At 70.9% G+C, this 17,968-nt stretch carries 15 protein-coding genes; 7 read left to right on the top strand and 8 right to left on the bottom strand.

Annotated elements, in window-relative coordinates; genetic code table 11:
- The first annotated feature begins 287 nt into the window (after positions 1-287).
- The 5 genes from prfB to AC2EAQ_RS14855 are packed head-to-tail and all read left to right on the top strand — an operon-like array spanning position 288 to position 5,972.
- The gene (gene prfB, locus AC2EAQ_RS14875; protein ID WP_484645241.1) at positions 288-1,190 is read left to right on the top strand and encodes a peptide chain release factor 2; all 903 of its coding nucleotides are present in this window, start codon (positions 288-290) and stop codon (positions 1,188-1,190) included.
- A gap of 40 nt (positions 1,191-1,230) precedes the next feature.
- A complete protein-coding gene (locus AC2EAQ_RS14870) occupies positions 1,231-1,899 on the top strand; it encodes an HAD family hydrolase (RefSeq protein ID WP_484645237.1) in 669 nt (222 codons plus the stop codon).
- Positions 1,874-4,576: an aminopeptidase N gene (gene pepN / locus AC2EAQ_RS14865; RefSeq protein WP_484645124.1), complete on the top strand. Its 2,703-nt coding sequence runs from the start codon at positions 1,874-1,876 to the stop codon at positions 4,574-4,576. Before AC2EAQ_RS14870 ends, pepN begins: the two co-directional genes overlap by 26 nt.
- Positions 4,577-4,605: 29 nt before the next feature.
- A complete protein-coding gene (locus tag AC2EAQ_RS14860) occupies positions 4,606-5,622 on the top strand; it encodes a class 1 fructose-bisphosphatase (protein ID WP_484645123.1) in 1,017 nt (338 codons plus the stop codon).
- Between the two features lie 17 nt (positions 5,623-5,639).
- Positions 5,640-5,972, top strand: coding sequence for an ArsC family reductase (locus tag AC2EAQ_RS14855; RefSeq protein ID WP_484645122.1), 333 nt, complete (start codon positions 5,640-5,642; stop codon positions 5,970-5,972).
- Between the two features lie 7 nt (positions 5,973-5,979).
- On the opposite strand, the gene AC2EAQ_RS14850 is transcribed toward AC2EAQ_RS14855, so the two are convergent.
- Entirely contained in the window at positions 5,980-7,191 is a 1,212-nt protein-coding gene (locus AC2EAQ_RS14850; protein WP_484645121.1) for a 6-phosphofructokinase, read from the bottom strand.
- Between the two features lie 53 nt (positions 7,192-7,244).
- Between AC2EAQ_RS14850 and AC2EAQ_RS14845 the strand changes: the two genes are divergently transcribed.
- Together AC2EAQ_RS14845 and AC2EAQ_RS14840 are read left to right on the top strand one after the other, a co-directional pair.
- Positions 7,245-7,922 carry a histidine phosphatase family protein gene (locus AC2EAQ_RS14845; protein WP_484645120.1) on the top strand — a complete coding sequence of 226 codons (678 nt, stop codon included), beginning with the start codon at positions 7,245-7,247 and terminating at the stop codon, positions 7,920-7,922.
- Between the two features lie 234 nt (positions 7,923-8,156).
- Positions 8,157-11,267, top strand: a complete 3,111-nt coding sequence (locus tag AC2EAQ_RS14840; RefSeq protein WP_484645119.1) for a response regulator — start codon at positions 8,157-8,159, stop codon at positions 11,265-11,267.
- Between the two features lie 53 nt (positions 11,268-11,320).
- On the opposite strand, the gene AC2EAQ_RS14835 is transcribed toward AC2EAQ_RS14840, so the two are convergent.
- From AC2EAQ_RS14835 to AC2EAQ_RS14805, 7 genes are read right to left on the bottom strand one after another with little or no spacing between them, the layout of a single operon-like run.
- On the bottom strand, positions 11,321-12,229 hold the full coding sequence (locus AC2EAQ_RS14835) for an RCC1 domain-containing protein (RefSeq protein WP_484645118.1): 909 nt from the start codon (positions 12,227-12,229) through the stop codon (positions 11,321-11,323).
- A complete protein-coding gene (locus tag AC2EAQ_RS14830) occupies positions 12,226-12,975 on the bottom strand; it encodes an aspartate/glutamate racemase family protein (protein ID WP_484645117.1) in 750 nt (249 codons plus the stop codon). Before AC2EAQ_RS14830 ends, AC2EAQ_RS14835 begins: the two co-directional genes overlap by 4 nt.
- Positions 12,972-14,387 carry a dihydropyrimidinase gene (hydA, locus tag AC2EAQ_RS14825; RefSeq protein ID WP_484645116.1) on the bottom strand — a complete coding sequence of 472 codons (1,416 nt, stop codon included), beginning with the start codon at positions 14,385-14,387 and terminating at the stop codon, positions 12,972-12,974. Before hydA ends, AC2EAQ_RS14830 begins: the two co-directional genes overlap by 4 nt.
- Positions 14,384-15,034 carry an aspartate/glutamate racemase family protein gene (locus AC2EAQ_RS14820; protein ID WP_484645115.1) on the bottom strand — a complete coding sequence of 217 codons (651 nt, stop codon included), beginning with the start codon at positions 15,032-15,034 and terminating at the stop codon, positions 14,384-14,386. The genes hydA and AC2EAQ_RS14820 overlap by 4 nt, the downstream gene beginning before the upstream one ends.
- Entirely contained in the window at positions 15,034-16,326 is a 1,293-nt protein-coding gene (locus tag AC2EAQ_RS14815; RefSeq protein ID WP_484645114.1) for a TRAP transporter large permease, read from the bottom strand. The genes AC2EAQ_RS14820 and AC2EAQ_RS14815 overlap by 1 nt, the downstream gene beginning before the upstream one ends.
- Positions 16,323-16,907, bottom strand: coding sequence for a TRAP transporter small permease subunit (locus AC2EAQ_RS14810; protein WP_484645113.1), 585 nt, complete (start codon positions 16,905-16,907; stop codon positions 16,323-16,325). Before AC2EAQ_RS14810 ends, AC2EAQ_RS14815 begins: the two co-directional genes overlap by 4 nt.
- A gap of 13 nt (positions 16,908-16,920) precedes the next feature.
- A complete protein-coding gene (locus AC2EAQ_RS14805; RefSeq protein ID WP_484645112.1) occupies positions 16,921-17,967 on the bottom strand; it encodes a TRAP transporter substrate-binding protein in 1,047 nt (348 codons plus the stop codon).
- Position 17,968: the final 1 nt, after the last annotated feature.

The following is a 17,968-nucleotide window of genomic DNA, read 5'->3' as shown; positions in this document are numbered from 1 at the left end:
GTCGCTGGCAAACCCCCTGCGGACAAACCCTGAGCCTGTTGTCGATGAGACAATCCGCGCCAACTCGAAAACCCGGAACAGCGACATGGACATCGAACGCATCAACCAGATCGGCGCGACCCTGGCGGACCTGGCGGCCCGCACGGAAGCGCTTCGGGGGTATCTTTGACTACGAGCGCAAGTCGCTGCGCCTGAACGAGGTCAACGCCGCCCTCGAGAACCCCGACGTCTGGAGCGAGCCCAAGCGGGCCCAGGAACTCGGGCGCGAGAAGAAGTCGCTCGAGACGGTGGTCGGCACGATCGACCACCTGGCCGGCAACCTGGCGGACAACGCCGAGCTGTACGAGATGTCCAAGGCCGACGGCGACTTCGACTCGCTGGCGGCGATCGAGGCCGACGCCGCCACCCTGGCGGCCAGCGTCGAGGAGCTCGAGTTCCGGCGCATGTTCAACAACCCGGCCGACCCGCTGAACTGCTTCATCGACATCCAGGCCGGCGCCGGCGGCACCGAAGCCTGCGACTGGGCCAGCATGCTGCTGCGCCAGTACCTCAAGTACTGCGAGCGCAAGGGCTTCAAGGCCGAGGTGATGGAGGAGACCGAGGGCGACGTGGCCGGCATCCGCTCGGCCACGATCAAGGTCGAGGGCGACTACGCCTTCGGCCACCTGCGCACCGAGACCGGCGTGCACCGCCTGGTGCGCAAGAGCCCGTTCGACAGCTCGGGCGGCCGCCACACGTCGTTCGCGTCGCTGTTCGTCTACCCCGAGGTGGACGACTCGATCGAGATCGAGATCAACCCGGCCGACGTGCGCACCGACACCTTCCGCGCCAGCGGCGCCGGTGGCCAGCACATCAACAAGACCGACTCCGCGGTGCGGCTGACGCACATCCCCACCGGCATCGTGGTGCAGTGCCAGAACGACCGCAGCCAGCACCGCAACCGCGACGAGGCCTGGCAGATGCTGAAGAGCCGCCTGTACGAGCACGAGATGCGCAAGCAGCGCGAGCAGCAGCAGAAGCTCGAGGACAGCAAGACCGACGTCGGCTGGGGCCACCAGATCCGCAGCTACGTGCTGGACCAGAGCCGCATCAAGGACCTGCGCACCAACGTCGAGATCAGCAACACGCAGAAGGTGCTCGACGGCGACCTGGACCCGTTCATCCACGAGAGCCTGAAGCAGGGGGTCTGAGGTGACGCGTCGAGTGCCCGTGCGGGCCCTGGTCTTCGACATGGACGGCACGATGATCGACTCGATGGGCCACCATCGCGAGTCGTGGATCGCCTTCGCGCGCCATCACGGCCTGGGCATGGACATCGACGAGCTGATGCGCCGCACCACCGGCCGCAACGGCGCGGAATGCATGAGCGAGCTGTTCGGCCGCCCGGTGCCAGCGCCCGAGGCCTGGGACCTGGTGCGCCACAAGGAGGCGATGTACCGCGAGATGTTCGGCCCGGTGTTCCGCGAGGTGGCGGGCTTCCGCGACTTCCACGCTCACGCCCTCGGCCGCGGCCTGAGGACCGGCGTGGGCACCGCCGGCGACCAGCACAACATCGCCTTCGCGATGCATCACCTGGCGCTGTCCGAGCCGCCGCACGCGGTGGTGGGCGGCGACGAGGGCCTGCCCGGCAAGCCCGAGCCGGCGATCTTCCTGGAGGTGGCACGCCGGCTGGGCGTGGCGCCCGAGCACTGCGTGGTGTTCGAGGACGCGCCGCTGGGCATCGAGGCGGCGCGCCGCGCCGGCATGCGCGCGGTGGCGGTATGCACCACCCACCGCGCCGACGAACTGGACGGCCCGCACGTGCTGGCCGCGATCGACCACTACCACGGCCTGCCGCAGGCGGCCTGGTTCGAGACCCTGTTGGAGGACCCCCATGCTGCAGACCCAGCGTCTTCGTGAAGGCCCGGCACCGCTCGTGCGGCGCCAGGACTACGCCGAGCCGGCGTTCTGGATCCGCCGCGCCGACCTGACCTTCGACCTCGACGGCGCCAAGACCATCGTGGCCAGCCGGCTGGCCATCGAGCGCAACCCGCGCCAGCCGCGCGGCCCGCTGGTGCTCGACGGCGAGGACATCACGCTGCTGCGCTGCATGGCCGACGGCCAGAGCGTGTCGTTCCGCCACGGCGACGCCGGCGAGCTGATCATCGACAACCCGCCCGAGGCCGACGCGTTCACGCTCGAGCTGCGCAACACCTGCGCGCCCGACCGCAACACCCATCTGTCGGGCCTGTACACGTCGGGCTCGGGCCTGTTCACGCAGTGCGAGGCGCAGGGCTTCCGGCGCATCACCTACTTCCTGGACCGCCCCGACGTGATGGCGGTGTTCAGCGTGACGCTGCGCGCCGACAAGTCGAAGTACCCGGTGCTGCTGTCCAACGGCAACCTCGTGTCGCAGTCCGACCTCGACGGCGGCCGCCACCAGGCCACCTGGCATGACCCCTTCCCCAAGCCGAGCTACCTGTTCGCGCTGGTGGCCGGGCGGCTGTCGGTGCGGCGCCAGCAGATCCGCACCCGCGCCGGCAAGGAGCACCTGCTGGAGATCTACACCCATCGCGACGACCTCGACAAGACCGAGCACGCGATGAACTCGCTGGTGGCCTCCATCGTGTGGGACGAGCACCGCTTCGGCCTGCCGCTCGACCTGGACCGCTTCATGATCGTCGCCGTGGGCGACTTCAACATGGGCGCGATGGAGAACAAGGGCCTGAACATCTTCAACACGAAGTACGTCCTGACCAGCCCCGCCACCGCCACCGACGACGACTACGCCGGCATCGAGAGCGTGGTCGGTCACGAGTACTTCCACAACTGGACCGGCAACCGCATCACCTGCCGCGACTGGTTCCAGCTCTCGCTCAAGGAGGGCCTCACGGTCTTCCGCGACCAGGAGTTCTCGATGGACATGGCCGGCAGCGCCAGCGCGCGCGCGGTCAAGCGCATCGACGACGTGAAACGCCTGCGCGCGATGCAGTTCCCCGAGGACGCCGGATCGATGGCGCACCCGGTGCGACCCGACGCCTACGTGGAGATCGACAACTTCTACACCCCCACGGTGTACGAGAAGGGTGCCGAGGTCGTGCGCATGATGCAGACGCTGGTGGGCCGCGACGGCTTCCGGCGCGGCATGGACCTGTACTTCCAGCGCCATGACGGCCAGGCCGTCACCTGCGACGACTTCGCGCAGGCCATCGCCGACGCCAACCCGGGCAGCCCGCTGGCCACCCGGCTGGCGCAGTTCAAGCGCTGGTACTCGCAGGCCGGCACGCCGCGCATCACCGCGCGCGGCCGCTACGACGCGCCCACCCGCACCTACACGCTCGGCCTCGAGCAGCAGGGCCACCCCACCCCGGGGCAGCCCGACAAGGAGCCCTTCGTCATCCCGCTGGCACTCGGGCTGCTCGCGCGCGACGGCCGCGCCCTGCCGCTGCAGGTGGAAGGCGAGGCCGCGCCGATCGGCACCGAGCGCGTGCTGGTGCTGGACGAGGCGAAGAACTTCTTCACCTTCGTCAACGTCGACGAGGAACCGGTGCCGTCGCTGCTGCGCGGGTTCTCGGCCCCGGTGATCCTGACCGAGCCGCTGTCCGACGCCGACCTGCTGGTGCTGCTGCGCCATGACACCGACCCGTTCAACCGCTGGGAGGCCGGCCAGCGCCTGGCGCTGGACCGCCTGCTCGGCGCGATCCGCGGCGAGCGCGATCCGCTGCTGGACGACGCCTTCGTCGGCGCCATGCGCGACGTGCTGCGCGACCCGGCCCTGGACGCGGCCTTCAAGGCCCAGGTGCTGACCCTGCCCGACGAGAGCACGCTGGCCGAGCAGCTCGACCCGGTGAACCCGCAGCGCGTGCACGGCGTGCGCGAGGTGATGCTGGCGCAGCTGGCGCGTGCGCTGCACGACGACTGGGTCTGGGCCTTCGAGACGCATCAGGTGCAGGGCAGCTACGTGCCCGAGCCGGTGACCGCCGGCCGGCGTGCGCTGGCCAACCTGGCGCTGGCGATGCTGTGCCTGGACGCCGCCAAGAGCGGCGACGCGGTATGGCCGGGCAAGGCCTACCAGCGCGTCAAGGACGCCGGCAACATGACCGAGCGCCTGGGGGCGCTGGCGGCGCTGGTGGACTCGCATGCCGAGCTGGCCGAGCGCGCGCTGGCCCTGTTCCATGCGCGCTTCCGCCACGAGGCGCTGGTGGTGGACAAGTGGTTCGCGCTGCAGGCCACGGCGCCCGAGCGCGGCGACGGCCGGGTGTTCCAGCGCGTCAAGCAGCTGCTGCAGCACGCCGACTTCTCGCTCAAGAACCCGAACCGGGCGCGCAGCCTGGTGCAGGCGTTCTGCATGAACAACCCGGCGGCCTTCCACCGCAGCGACGCCGGCGGCTACGTGCTGTGGGCCGACATGGTGCGCGAGGTCGACGGCTTCAATGCCCAGCTCGCCGCGCGCCTGGCGCGCACGATGGACCGCTGGAACCACCTCGCCGAACCGTGGCGCAGCGCGGCGCGCGAGGCCGTCGCCCGCGTGGCCGCCAAGACCGACCTGTCCCCCGGCGTGCGCGAGATCGTCGAGCGCGCGCTGGCGCAGGGCTGACACCGACACCTCACTTCCGGAGCCCCCCGATGGCCGGCAAACGCATCAGCCTCACCCAGTACCTCGTCGAGCAGCAGCGCGAACACGGGCGCATCCCCGGCCAGCTGCGCCTGCTGATCGAGGTGGTGGCCCGCGCCTGCAAGGCGATCGCGATCTCGGTCAACAAGGGCGCGCTCGGCGACGTGCTGGGCAGCGCCCACACCGAAAACGTGCAGGGCGAGATCCAGAAGAAGCTCGACGTCATCAGCAACGAGGTGCTGATCGAGGCCAACGAATGGGGCGGTCACCTCGCGGCCATGGCCAGCGAGGAGATGGACAGCATCCACGCCGTGCCCAACCGCTGGCCGCAGGGCGAGTACCTGCTGCTGTTCGACCCGCTCGACGGCTCGTCCAACATCGACGTCAACGTCAGCATCGGCACCATCTTCTCGGTGCTGCGCAAGGTGGGGCACCACCACGGCGTCAGCGAGGACGACTTCCTGCAGCCCGGCAAGTTCCAGGCGGCCGCCGGCTACTGCCTGTACGGCCCGCAGACCACGCTGGTGCTGACCGTGGGCAACGGCGTGGCCATGTTCACGCTCGACCGCGAGATGGGCTCCTGGGTGCTGACCAGCGAGAACATCCGCATCCCCGAGGACACGAAGGAATTCGCGATCAACATGTCGAACATGCGCCACTGGGGCCCGCCGGTGAAGCGCTACATCGACGAGTGCCTGGCCGGCAAGGAAGGCCCGCGCGGCAAGGACTTCAACATGCGCTGGATCGCCAGCATGGTGGCCGACGTGCACCGCATCCTCACGCGCGGCGGCATCTTCATGTACCCGTGGGACAAGCGCGAGCCGGACAAGCCGGGCAAGCTGCGTCTGATGTACGAGGCCAACCCGATGTCCTTCATCGTCGAGCAGGCCGGTGGCGCCGCCACCAACGGCCGGCAGCGCATCCTGGAGCTGATGCCCGGCAAGCTGCACGAGCGCGTCAGCGTGATCCTCGGCTCGAAGAACGAGGTCGAGCGCGTCACCGCCTACCACCGCGAGTCGGATTCCTAGCCGCCGGGGCCGGCACCGTGGTCGTCTACGGCATCCCGAACTGCGACAGCGTGAAGAAGGCGCGTGCCTGGCTCGCCGAGCGCCACGTCCAGCACCGCTTCCACGACTTCCGCAAGGACGGCCTGCCGCCCGCGGAGCTCGACCGGTGGATCACCGCCGCCGGCTGGGAGCGCGTGCTCAACCGCAAGGGCACCACCTGGCGCCGGCTCGACGACGCGGCGCGCGCCGCCGTGGTGGACGCGGCCTCGGCCCGCGCGGCGATGCTGGCGCAGCCCAGCCTGGTGAAGCGGCCGGTGATCGAGTGGGACGACGGCCGCCTGACGGTCGGCTTCGAGCCGGCGCGCTGGTAGCGCGGCCTCAGCCCGCTGCCTTGCCCACCGCCACGCCGCGCAGGCGGTGCGCCTGCGGCAGGCCGCTGCCCAGCAGCGGTCGCAGGTAGTCGGCGAACGCCGGCGTCACGTGGTTGCCGGCGGCGTTGATGAAGTCGTCGTCCATCACGCGCGTCTTCGCCGCCACGGCCTCCAGCGGCTGCAGCACGTAGTCCACCGCATAGTCGCCGGTGCGGCGGATCGCCACCGAGCCGACCCGGTTCTCGCGCAGCGCGAACTGCACCGCACGCTCGCCCACCTCGCGCGCCTCCTGCGCGTCGACGTCGCTGACGCAGCCCAGGAAGCTGCGCTGCAGGTAGCCGAAGGTGTCGCCGCGCACGCGCTTGATGCCCAGCCGCGCCTTGATCTCGTCGCACAGCAGGTCGGCCAGCGCGCCGGTGCCCGACAGCTGCACGTTGCCGTGCGCGTCGCGCTCGACGCCCTGGGCCAGGCGCGTGGCCACAGGCTGCCCTGACGCGTCGTGGATGCCCTCGGACACCGCCACCACGCAGCGGCCGAGCCGGTCGTGCACGGCCTTCACGTCGGCCAGGAAGCGGTCGAGGTCGAACACCCGCTCGGGCAGGTACACGAGGTGCGGGCCGTCGTCGGCGCGCGTGCGGGCCAGCGCCGCGGCAGCCGTCAGGAACCCGGCATGGCGGCCCATCACCACCGCCACGTACACGCCGGGCAGCGCGGTGTTGTCGAGGTCGGCCCCGGCGAAGGCCTGCACCACGAAGCGCGCCGCCGACGGGTAGCCCGGCGTGTGGTCGTTGCCCATCAGGTCGTTGTCGATGGTCTTGGGGATGTGCACCGCGGCCAGCGGGTGGCCGGCCTTGCGCGCCTCCTCGACGACGATGCGCACGGTGTCCGACGAGTCGTTGCCGCCGATGTAGAAGAAGTGGCCGATGCGGTGCGCCGCCAGCACGCGCAGGATCTCCTGGCAGTACTTGAGGTCCGGCTTGTCGCGGGTGGAGCCCAGCGCCGAGCCGGGCGTGGCCGCCACGCGTTCCAGGTGCGCCGTGGTCTCCTGCGTCAGGTCGACCAGGTCGTCGGCGACGATGCCGCGCACGCCGTGGCGCGCGCCGTACACGCGCTGCACCTGCGGCAGGCCGCGCGCGGCCAGCACGGCGCCCACCAGCGACTGGTTGATCACCGCGGTGGGCCCGCCGCCCTGGGCAATGAGGATGCGTTGTCCGTCCATCGGGGTCTCCTGCGCGACAGCGTCATTGTGCGCGCGCGCCGCACAATCGGCCGATGGGCATCCTGTATCTCGTGCGCCACGGCCAGGCCTCGTTCGGCAGCGCCGACTACGACCGGCTCTCTCCGCTGGGGCAGCGCCAGTGCGAGGCACTGGGCGACTGGTTCGCCCGGCGCGGCATCGCCTTCGACGCGGTGCTCACCGGCACGCTGCGGCGCCATGCCGAGTCGCTGGCGGCGCTGCAGGCCGGCTATGCGCAGGCGCTGCCTGCCACGCAGCGGCGGCCCGGCCTGGACGAGTACGACAGCGAGGCCGTGATCCGCGCCGTGCACCCTGAACCCTTGCCGCCGGCTGCCGCGCCGCAGGCCGCGCAGGCGCACTTCCGCGCGCTGCGCGACGGCCTGGCGCAGTGGATGGCGGGCCGCGTGCAGCCGGCCGGCCTGCCCGCGCATGCGCAGTTCCGCGCCGGCGTGGTCGACGCGCTCGACCATGTGCGCTCGGGCCATGCCGACGGTTGCACGCTGGTGGTGTCCAGCGGCGGGCCGATCTCGCTGGCGCTCGGCCATGTGATGGGCCTGAGCGACGCGGCCGTGATCGACCTGAACCTGCAGCTGCGCAACAGCGCGCTGTGCGAGCTGCGCGTGACGCCGCGCCGCCTGGTGCCAGTGAGCTTCAACACCCTGCCCCACCTGGAGGCCGACGTCGAACGCGCGGCATGGATCACGCATGCCTAGCCGGCCGCTAGGGTGACTCCGAATTCTCCTGAACACGCTGCGGCCCTCCAATGCACGGTCTGCCGTCCTGAGCGGCAGGAGTCCGTTGCATGTGGAAGTCCAGCGCCAGAACCGGCCCGCCCGCGAGATCTTCTGAAGGCCGAGGCTGCGCCAGCGCCGGTCTGAGTGGCTCATCGTGGTCGGCGCTTCGCGCCCGGCACGGCAGCGCGGCGGGCGGCGCGCCGGATGCCGGCGATGCCTGAGCCTTTCGAGCGCCTGCTGGAGGCCTGCGACGGCGCCACGGGCGCCTTCAACCCGCGCACCGACGAAGCGCGCTTCACGGCTCGCTGGTTGGCCTTGCTGGGCCTGGCCGCCACCGACCCTGCAGCCCGCCGCCTCTCGGCATGGGACGCGCGCTGCCATCCGGACGACCGGCAGGCATTGCAGATGGCCCGCCAGCGGGTCGAGCGGGGCGAGGCAGACCGCTATCGATTGCGCACCCGCATGCGCCATGCCGACGGCGAATGGCGCGACCTCGACATCTGCGCCATCGTGTCGGCACCGGAGGGTGGCGACGGGCCTGGGTGGCTGTCGGCGATCGCGTTCGAGCGCGGCGGCCAGAGCAGCGACGAAAGGCACTGGCGCGCGATGGCCGAGATGTCGGCCGACTGGTACTGGACCAGCGACGCCGAGCACCGCATCACCGGATTCGAAGCCGCAGCCCAATGGGGCCATCCGCTGGCTGCGTCGCGCTTTGTCGGGCGGCGGCGCGATGAACTCGAAGGCGCCCTGCCGGGCGAAGGCGGCTGGGAGGCCTTCCATGCCGTGCTGGACCGTCACGCGCCCTTCAAGGGCCTGGGCTACCGGCTGACCGCCACGGATGGCGGCCCGGATCTCTGGGTCGAGATCGACGGTCGGCCCCTGTTCGACCCCGAGGGCCGCTTCTGCGGCTACGAAGGCGTCGGCCGCGACGTGAGCGAGGCGCGGCGCGCCACCGAGGCCCGCCGCCAGAGCCTGGAACTGGTCGACGCCCTGTTCGAGGCGATTCCGGTTCCGGTCGTCATGAAGGATCTGCAGGGCCGCTACCTGCGCGTGAACCAGGCCCTGTGCGACCTGTTCGGTATCGAGCGGGAGGCTGCGCTCGGGCACTACCCGTCTTCGGTGGTCGACGACGAGGCCGGGCGCCTGCACGCCGACGCCGACGCCCGGCTGCTCGACGGACGCGCGACGCGTCTGCAGTACGAGGCGCATCAGGTGTCCGCCAGTGGCCGAAGCATCGACACCCTGGTCACCAAGTCGGTCATGAAGGACGACAAGGGGCGCATCATCGGGATCGTGGCCACGGTCGTCGACATCAGCACGATGAAGGCCTTCGAGCGCGACCTGGCCGAGGCCAAGGCCGCCGCGGAAGCCGCCAGCCGGGCCAAGTCGACCTTCCTGTCCACGATGAGCCACGAGATCCGCACGCCGATGAACGCGATCATCGGCATGTCCTATCTGGCGCTCCAGGGGCCGCTCGAACACAAGCAGCGGCGCTTCATCCAGACGGTCCACCGCTCGGCCGAAGCCTTGCTGGTGATCATCAACGACATCCTGGACTTCTCCAAGATCGAGGCGGGCCAGCTCGACGTCGAGCAGACCGAGTTCAGTCTCACCGACCTGATGGACGACCTCGCCGGGCTGCTCACGATGCGTGCCCAGGACAAGGACCTGGAACTGATCTTCGACCAGTCGCCGCTGGTGCCGGACCGTCTGATCGGCGACCCGGTGCGCCTGAGCCAGGTGCTGGTGAACCTGGGCGGCAACGCGGTCAAGTTCACCGAGCGCGGCGAGGTGGTGATCGGCATCGAGCGGATCGGCGGTGACGACCGGTCGGCGCTGCTGCGCTTCGAGGTGCGCGACACCGGCGTGGGCATGGGTCCCGAAGTCTGCGAGCGCCTGTTCCAGCCGTTCGTGCAGGCCGACGTGTCGACGACCCGGCAGTACGGCGGCACCGGCCTCGGCTTGGCGATCTCGAAGCGCCTCGTGGAGCTGATGGGTGGCCACATCGCCGTGGAAAGCGCACCGGCCAAGGGCAGCCGATTCTGGTTCGACCTGCGTCTGGGCGTGCGGCCCGAGTCCCCTCAGGCCGCTGCACCGGACTCCCTGCGCAGTCTGCGGCTGCTGGTCGTCGACGACAACCCGAGCGCACGCCAGGTGCTCGTCGGCATGGCCCGCGCGCTCGGACTGCATGCCGAGAGTGCCCGCGACGCGTCCCAGGCGCTGCAGATGCTCATCCAGCGCGACGCGATGGGCCAGCCTTTCGGGGTGGTGCTGGTCGACTGGAAGATGCCGCAGGCCGACGGTGTGGACTGCCTTCGTTCCATCTCCCAGACGCGGTTCGCGCAGCGGCCTCCCTCGGTGCTGATGGTGACGGCGTTCGAACACGAGGACCTGAGGCAGCGCCTGTCGGACAGCGGCCTGGATTGCCGGATGATCCTGTCCAAGCCGGTCAGTCCGTCGAGCCTGCTCGACGCCTGCACCACGGCCCTCGGCCTGCCGGTACGCCCCAGCGTGCGGGCAGCGGCAGAGAGCTCGCTGGAGGCGCATCAGGCGGGCCTGCGCGGCGCGCGCATCCTTCTGGTGGAGGACAACGCCATCAACCAGGAGCTGGCCCGCGAGCTGCTCACGCGATGCGGCATCGAGGTCACCGTGGCGGTGGACGGCGTGCAGGCGCTCGACATCCTGTCCCGCGTCACCTTCGACGGTGTGCTGATGGACTGCCAGATGCCCGGCATGGACGGCTATCAGGCCACGCGGGAGCTGCGCCGGGATCCCCGGCTGGCCGCGATGCCGGTCATCGCGATGACCGCCAACGCGATGATCGGCGACCGCGAGCGCGCGCTCGATGCAGGGATGAACGACCACATCGGCAAGCCGATCCGGATCGACGAGATGTTCGCGACGCTCGCGCGGTGGGTGCATCCCCGCACGCCGGACACCGCCCCGGCGCCGACGCCCCTACGCGACACGCAGTTCGACGGCATTCCGGGGATCGACAGCTCCGTGTGGCGCGATCGCGCCCTGGGCGACGCCGGCCTGTACCGCCGCCTGCTGGCGATGTTCTGCCGTGAGCTGGTCGAGTTCCCGGCGCCGTTCCAGCATGCCCTCGATACCGGCAATGTCGCCGTGCTGCGCCGCCTGGCGCATACGCTGAAGTCCACGGCCGGGACGCTCGGCGCGATGGAGGTCGAACGCGCCGCGCAGTCGCTCGAGTCGGCCTGCATCGCCGGCGCGGACACGCCGGGCCTGCAGGCGGCGCTGGACAGCCTGTCCCGGTGCCTGACGCCGTTGCTGGCTGCGCTGCGCGACCGCTTCGCCTTCTAGGGCGGCGCCGGAGCCGGCTTCGCAGTGGCAAGCCACCGCGCCGGCGCCTGGCATCAGCCCAGCGCCAGGCGCCGCGGCGTGCCGCCGCCGTCCCACTGCCACAGCGTGCCGTCGGCCGCGCGCGCCAGCGTCGCGGTGTCGCCGGCGGCGGTCTCGGTCACTCGCTCCATGATGCGCGTCGGCTCGATCGCGAAGCCCTCGCCCCAGGCCCACAGGCTGCCGTCGGCGCGCAGCGCGAGCGAGTGGCGCGAGCCGGTGGCGATGGCGCTGGCGCCGGTGAACAACGGCCCCCAGCGGTCGGCCTTGTCGCCCAGGCCGTGGCGGCCGAGCGGGCCGAAGCGGTTGCCGCCGGTGCCGAACACCGTGCCGTCGCGCCCCAGGTAGATGGCATGGCCGGTGTGGGCGCGCACCGCCACCGCGTCGCGCGCGGTGGGCACGAAGGCGTCGGTGGCGCGCAGCAGGCCGTCGCCGTACTGGCCGCGGTGCGCGAGGCCCTGCACGTGCAGCGTGCCGTCGCGCGCCACGAAGTAGTCCGCGCTGTCGCCGATGCAGGCGTCGACGGCGGCGTCGGCCACGCGCACCGGCGCCGCCCCGCCGCGCGCGCGCCACAGGGCGCCGGCGCGGTCGATCGCGAACCAGCCGGACTCGCCGGCGGCAAAGCGCTGCACGCCGCTCATCAGCACCTGCGCCCTCGCCGCGTCGGCGTCCCAGGCCACCAGCGTGCCGTCGGCGCGCAGCGCGAACCAGCGCTCGCGCGCCACGCCCACCTGCACCACGCCGGGCATCAGCGCGCGCGGCGTGCCGCGACCGGTCCAGCCCCAGGCGGTGCCGCCCAGCAGCGCCATGTGGCGCTCGTAGTAGGACGCGAGGCCGGGGCCGGAGGCGTCGGCGCGGGCCGGGGTGCCGAGGGTGCTCATGGCCAGGGGCAGCGCCAGGACGACGAGGCGGCGGCCGGTGTTCACCGCGGTGCGTCGAGCAGGCGCGCCAGCGGCGGTGGCAGCCCGCGATGCGGCTTCACCGGCAGCGGCCCGAAGCTGCCGGCCGACGCGCGCGCCGGCCGCAGCGCCACCATCGACTCGGCATGGCGCACCGCGCTGGACACGCCGTCCACCATCGGCACCGGCAGCCGCCCGGCGAGCGAGCGCGCCAGCCCGGCCAGCGGCGCGCCGGCCAGCACGATCACGTCGGCGCCGTCCTCGGCCACGCAGCGGCCGGCCAGCTGCACCAGGCGCTCGCCCTGCTCGCCCTGCACATTGCCGATGTCGGCCAGCGTCTCGTCGAGCGCCCGGATGCTGGCCAGGCGCCCTTCCAGCCCGTAGTGCTGCACCGTCTCGCGGTACCACGCCTTGATGCGCTGCGAGATCGCCACGATGGAGAAGCGCCCGCCCAGCAGGCAGGCGCTGGCCAGCGCGGCCTCGGTCAGGCCCGTCACCGGGCACGGCAGCGCCTCGCGCAGGCCGCCCAGGCCGGGGTCGCCGAAGGCGGCCACGATCACCGCGTCGAAGCGCTCGTGATGCTCGGCTGCCAGCTGCGCCGCGGCATAGGCGCCGATCAGCGCCTCGAAGCGCGTTTCGATGTAGGCCACGCCGAAGGGCGCGGTCAGCACCTCCACCGTGGTGCCCGGCGACGCGCTGCGTTGCGCCTCGGCGCCAATCAGCGCGGACACGCTGTCGGAGATGTTGGGGTTGATCAGCAGCAGGCGGGTCATCGGGGCCTCGGCATCAGCGTGGGCGCGCCGCAGCGCAGGAAGCGGCCGCGGCCGGCGCGCGGACGGAAGCGCTCGCCGTCCCAGACCACGTCGCCGCCGACCAGCGTGAGCGCCGGCCAGGCGCGCAGCGTCATGCCCTCGTAGGGCGTGTAGTCCACCGCGTGGTGCAGGTCGGCATTGCGCAGCACGCGCTCGCCCTCGCCCCACACCACGAGGTCGGCGTCGGCGCCGATGGCGATCGTGCCCTTGCGCGGATGCAGTCCGTAGGCACGCGCCGGGTGGGTGGCGGTCAGCTCGACGAACTTCTGCAGCGTGAGGCGGCCGCCGAGCACGCCCTCGGAATACAGCAGCGGCAGCCGCGTCTCGATGCCGGGGATGCCGTTGGGGATGTGGCGGAACGGCACCTCCTGCCCGCCCGGCTTCTTGCCTTCCGGCGCGTCGTAGCGAAACGGCGCGTGGTCGGACGAGAACACCGTGAAGGTGCCGTCGGCCAGCCCCTGCCAGATCACCTGCTGGTTGGACGCGTCGCGCGGCGGCGGGCTGCACACGCAGCGCGCGCCCTGGTAGCTGTCGTCGATGCCGAGGTCGGCCGCGGTGAGGAACAGGTACTGCGGGCAGGTCTCGGCGAACACCGACAGGCCGTGCGCGCGCGCCCAGCGGATCTGCTCCACCGCCTCGCGGCCGGACACGTGGACGATGAGGATCGGCACGTCCACCAGCTCGGCCAGCGCAATGGCGCGGTGCGTGGCCTCGCGCTCCACCAGCATCGGCCGCGCATGGGCGTGGAAGCGCGGCGCGGTGCGGCCCGCGGCCTCCAGCCGGCGCGTCAGCCACTCGATGCAGTCGGCGTTCTCGGCGTGGATCATCGCCATGGCGCCGTGCTGCCGCGCCACCGCCAGCACGTCGAGGATCTGGCCGTCGTCGAGCTTGAGGTCGTCGTAGGTCATGTAGATCTTGAACGACGTGTAGCCCTCGGCGATCAGCGCGGGCAGCTCGCGCTCGAGCACCGCTGGGGTCGGGTCGGACACGATCAGGTGGAAGGCGTAGTCCACGTGCGCGCGGCCGTCGGCGCGGCGGTGATAGTCGTCCACCGCGGCGCGCAGCGAGGCCCCCTTCTCCTGCGCGGCGAACGGGATCACCGTGGTGGTGCCGCCGCAGGCCGCCGCGCGGGTGCCGGTGTCGAAGTCGTCGGCCATGCGCACCGGCGGCGGCATCGGCTGGTCGAGGTGGCAATGCGCGTCGACACCGCCCGGCGTGACCACGCGCCCGCCGGCGTCGACCTCGCGCGCCGCCGCGGGCAGGCCGTGGCCGAGCGCCACGATGCGGCCGCCGGAGATGCCGATGTCGCAGTCGAACACATCGGCGGCCGTGGCGGCACGGGCATTGCGCAGTACCAGGTCCAGCGCGGTCATCGGGGGGACTCCAGGGCGTCGGCCACGGCCTGGGCGGCCGCCAGCACATTGTCGATCACCGGCACCGGCAGGTGCGGCTGGAGCGTGGGCGCCAGACCGGCGAGGCCGGCGCCGCCCAGCAGCACGCACTCGGCGCCGCCGTCGATGCCGGCACGCGCGGCGGACAGCAGCGCGTCGCGCGCGCCGTCGGGGTCGGCCAGGATGCGGGCGCCCGTCCAGTCGATGGTGTGGATGCCGGTCAGGCGCTCGTCCAGGCCGTGCGTGCGCGCGAAGCGGGCCAGCATCGGCGCCCAGGCATGGCCGCCGGTCACCACCGCGAAGCGGCCCTGCCGCGCCGCGGCCTCGAAGCTGGTCTGCGCCAGGCCGAGCACGGGCACGGTGGAGCGCTCGCGCAGCGCGGCCAGACCCGGGTCGCCGAAGCAGGCCAGCAGTACGATGTCGTGGCCGTCGAGGAAGGTCTCCAGAGCGTCGAGCGCCGCGTCTGCGCCGACGGCATAGCTGGCCTCGTCGGAGATGTAGGCCGCGCCGGAACGGGCCGTGGCCCCCTGCCACTGCACGCCCGGCTGGGCGCGCCGGCAGGCTTCGACCACGATCGAGGTGACGGACGCCGATGTGTTCGGGTTGATGACGAGACAGCGCCCGGCCATCACATCTTGCCCGGCAGCCAGGTCACCAGGGCCGGAAAGACCATCAGCAGCAGCGTGAAGGCCATCATGATCACGACGTAGGGCAAGGCGCCGCGGATCACCTCACCGATGCCGCCGCTGTCGGGTCGCACACCCTGCACCACGAACAGATTCATGCCCACGGGCGGCGTGATCAGCGCCAGCTCGCACATCAGGATGATGAAGATGCCGAACCAGATCGGGTCGACGCCGAGGGCGGTGACGATCGGGTAGGTGATCGGCACGGTGGCCACCAGCATCGACATCACGTCCATGAACATGCCCAGCAGCAGATAAAAGACGACCAGCACCAGCAGCATCGACGTGGCCGACAATCCCAGCGAGGTGACGGCCTTGGTCATCTCCTCGGCGACGCCGGACAGGCTGATCAGCAGGTTCAGCACGAAGGCCGCGGCCAGGATCAGCATGATCATGCCGGTGGTGCGCGCGGTCTGCAGGAAGCAGGTCTCCAGCATCGCCCAGGTCAGGCGCCCCGAGCGCCAGGCGAAGAACAGCGCCACGACCACCCCCAGCGCGGCGGACTCGGTGGCGGTGGCCACCCCGGTGTACAGGCTGCCCATCACGATGCCGAAGATCACCAGGGGCGGCACCAGGTGCACCGACTGGCGCAGGCGCTCGGCCATCGGCGGCAGCTCTTCGGTCGGCACCCCTCCCTTGATGCGGGCGTGCAGGTAGACATAGAGCATGAAGAAACCGGTCAGCAGCAGGCCGGGCACGATCCCGGCAATGAACAGCTTGCCGATGGAGTTCTCGGTCAGAGACCCGTAGACGATCATGTTGATCGACGGCGGGATCAGGATGCCCAGCGTGCCGCCGGCCGCCAGCGTGCCCAGCGCCTGCGGCATCGGGTACTTGCGCGCCTTGAGCGACGGCAGGGCCACGGTGCCGATGGTGGCGGCGGTGGCCACCGACGACCCCGACGTGGCGGCGAACAAAGCGCAGCACGAGATGTTGGTGTGCAGCAGGCCGCCGGGCAGGCGCGACAGCCATGCGGCCATCGCGCCGTACATGCGGTCGGCCATGCCGCTGCGCAGCAGCAGTTCCCCCAGCAGGATGAACAGCGGCGCCGCCGTCAGCAGGTTGTCGTTGAGCACGCCCCACAGCATGGCGCCCGTGGAGGACAGGAAGGGCACGCCGTGCACCCATACGCCGGCCCCTGCACCGGCCAGCACCATCGCCACGGCGATGGGCACGCCCAGCAGCATCAGGCCGATCATCGCGACGAAGACGAGACTGAAGGCAAGAACGCTCACGACGGCCTCCTGTCACCCGAGTCGGTGCGTTGCGCGAGGTCGTCGAGCTCGTCCTTGAGCTCCTCCTTGGCGCTCTTGGGGTGGAACTCGACCAGCAGTTCCTCGCGCCGGCCGGTGAAGTACAGGCGGCTGGCATGCAGAGCGTGCACAACGGCGTAGACCGCGAACGCCACCAGGGCCGCGTACCAGACGCTTTGCGGATAGATCAGCGGCGTGGCCCAGGGCGTCTGCGCCGCGCTGCCGTACTCGACCGTCTTGGCGACAACACGCCAGCACACGCCGGCCAGGAACAACCCCAGTCCCGCGAGCGTGACCGCCGAGAACCAGTTCAGGAAGGCCTGCAGGGACGGCGGGAAGCGCTCATGGAACACGTCGACCCGGATGTGGCTTCGGCTGGTGACGGCCAGGCCGAAGCCGATGGCCGATCCCACCGCCAGCGCATAGCCTCCCAGTTCGGCCGCGCCCTGCAGCGAGAAGTTGAAGGCCTTGCGCAGGAAGGTCTCCAACGTCACCAGGAACGACAACCCGAGGAAGCACAACCCGAACAGGTTGGCCAGCACGCGCTCCAGTCGCTGCTTCACCGCCGACCTCCGGTCACTTGACGCCGACGACGGCGCCGACGGTCTTCTTCCACTCGTCGGTGCAACCCTTGGCGGTCTTCTCGCAGGTCTCGCTCCAGGTCGGCAGCGACACGTCGCGCATGGCATCACGCACGATCGCGACGTCGCCCGGGGTCACCGGCACCTCGATCAGCTTGAACTTCTTCAGCGAGCAGGGTTCCTTGCCGAGGTTGCAGTTCACGGCTTCGCCGGAGAGTTCCTGCGAGTACTTCCAGACGTCGTCCTCGAAGGCCGAGAACGCCGCCTGCAGCTGGGCCTGCTGCGCCGGCGTGAACTTCTTCCAGGTGGCCAGGCCGATGCCGTAGCCGTTCATCGCGAACTGGAAGCCAAGCGGCAGCATGTGGGTCGTCACCTCGGGCCAGCTCGCCGAGTTGGCCGACAGCGCGCTCGTGATGGCGCAGTCCACCACGCCCAGCGACAGGCTCTGGTGCACTTCACCGAACGCGAGCGGGATCGGCGTGGCGCCGAGGTGCTGGAAGAACTTGGCGGAGTTCTGGTCGAACACGCGCACCTTCAGGCCCTTGACGTCGGCCAGCTTCGTGATCGGCTTCTTGCAGAACAGCACCTGCGGGCCGGCCGGCCAGACCCCGAGGTACTTGGTCTGATAGCGGGCCTGCAGGCGCTTGTCCAGCGTGGCCGCATAGGCCTTGGTGGTGGCGCGCGCAGTCTTGTAGTCCGGGTTCAAGCCCACCAGGTCGAAGCCCATAGTGAGCGGCTCATCGCGCGAAATCTGCGCCATGCGCAGCGCGATGATGTCGAACAGGCCCGACTCCAGCACACGCAGCGCCTCGGTGTCCTTGATCCCGGTGGTGTCCTGCGGCTTGTACTCCACCTCGATCGGCAGACCACTGCGGGCTGCCAGCGTCTCGAAGAAGGGCTGCTCCTTGTTCTTCTGGATCGCACCGCCAGCCAGCGGCTGACCCATGACCTTGAGCTTGATCTTGTCCTGCGACAGCGCAGGACCGGACGACAACAGCGCGGCCAGAGCCGCTGCCAGTGCGAAGGAAACAGACTTCTTCATG

The organism is Aquabacterium sp. T101 (assembly GCF_057219775.1).
The sequence above is the reverse complement of the archived record's forward strand: the minus strand, read 5'-3'. Positions and strand labels throughout refer to the sequence as shown.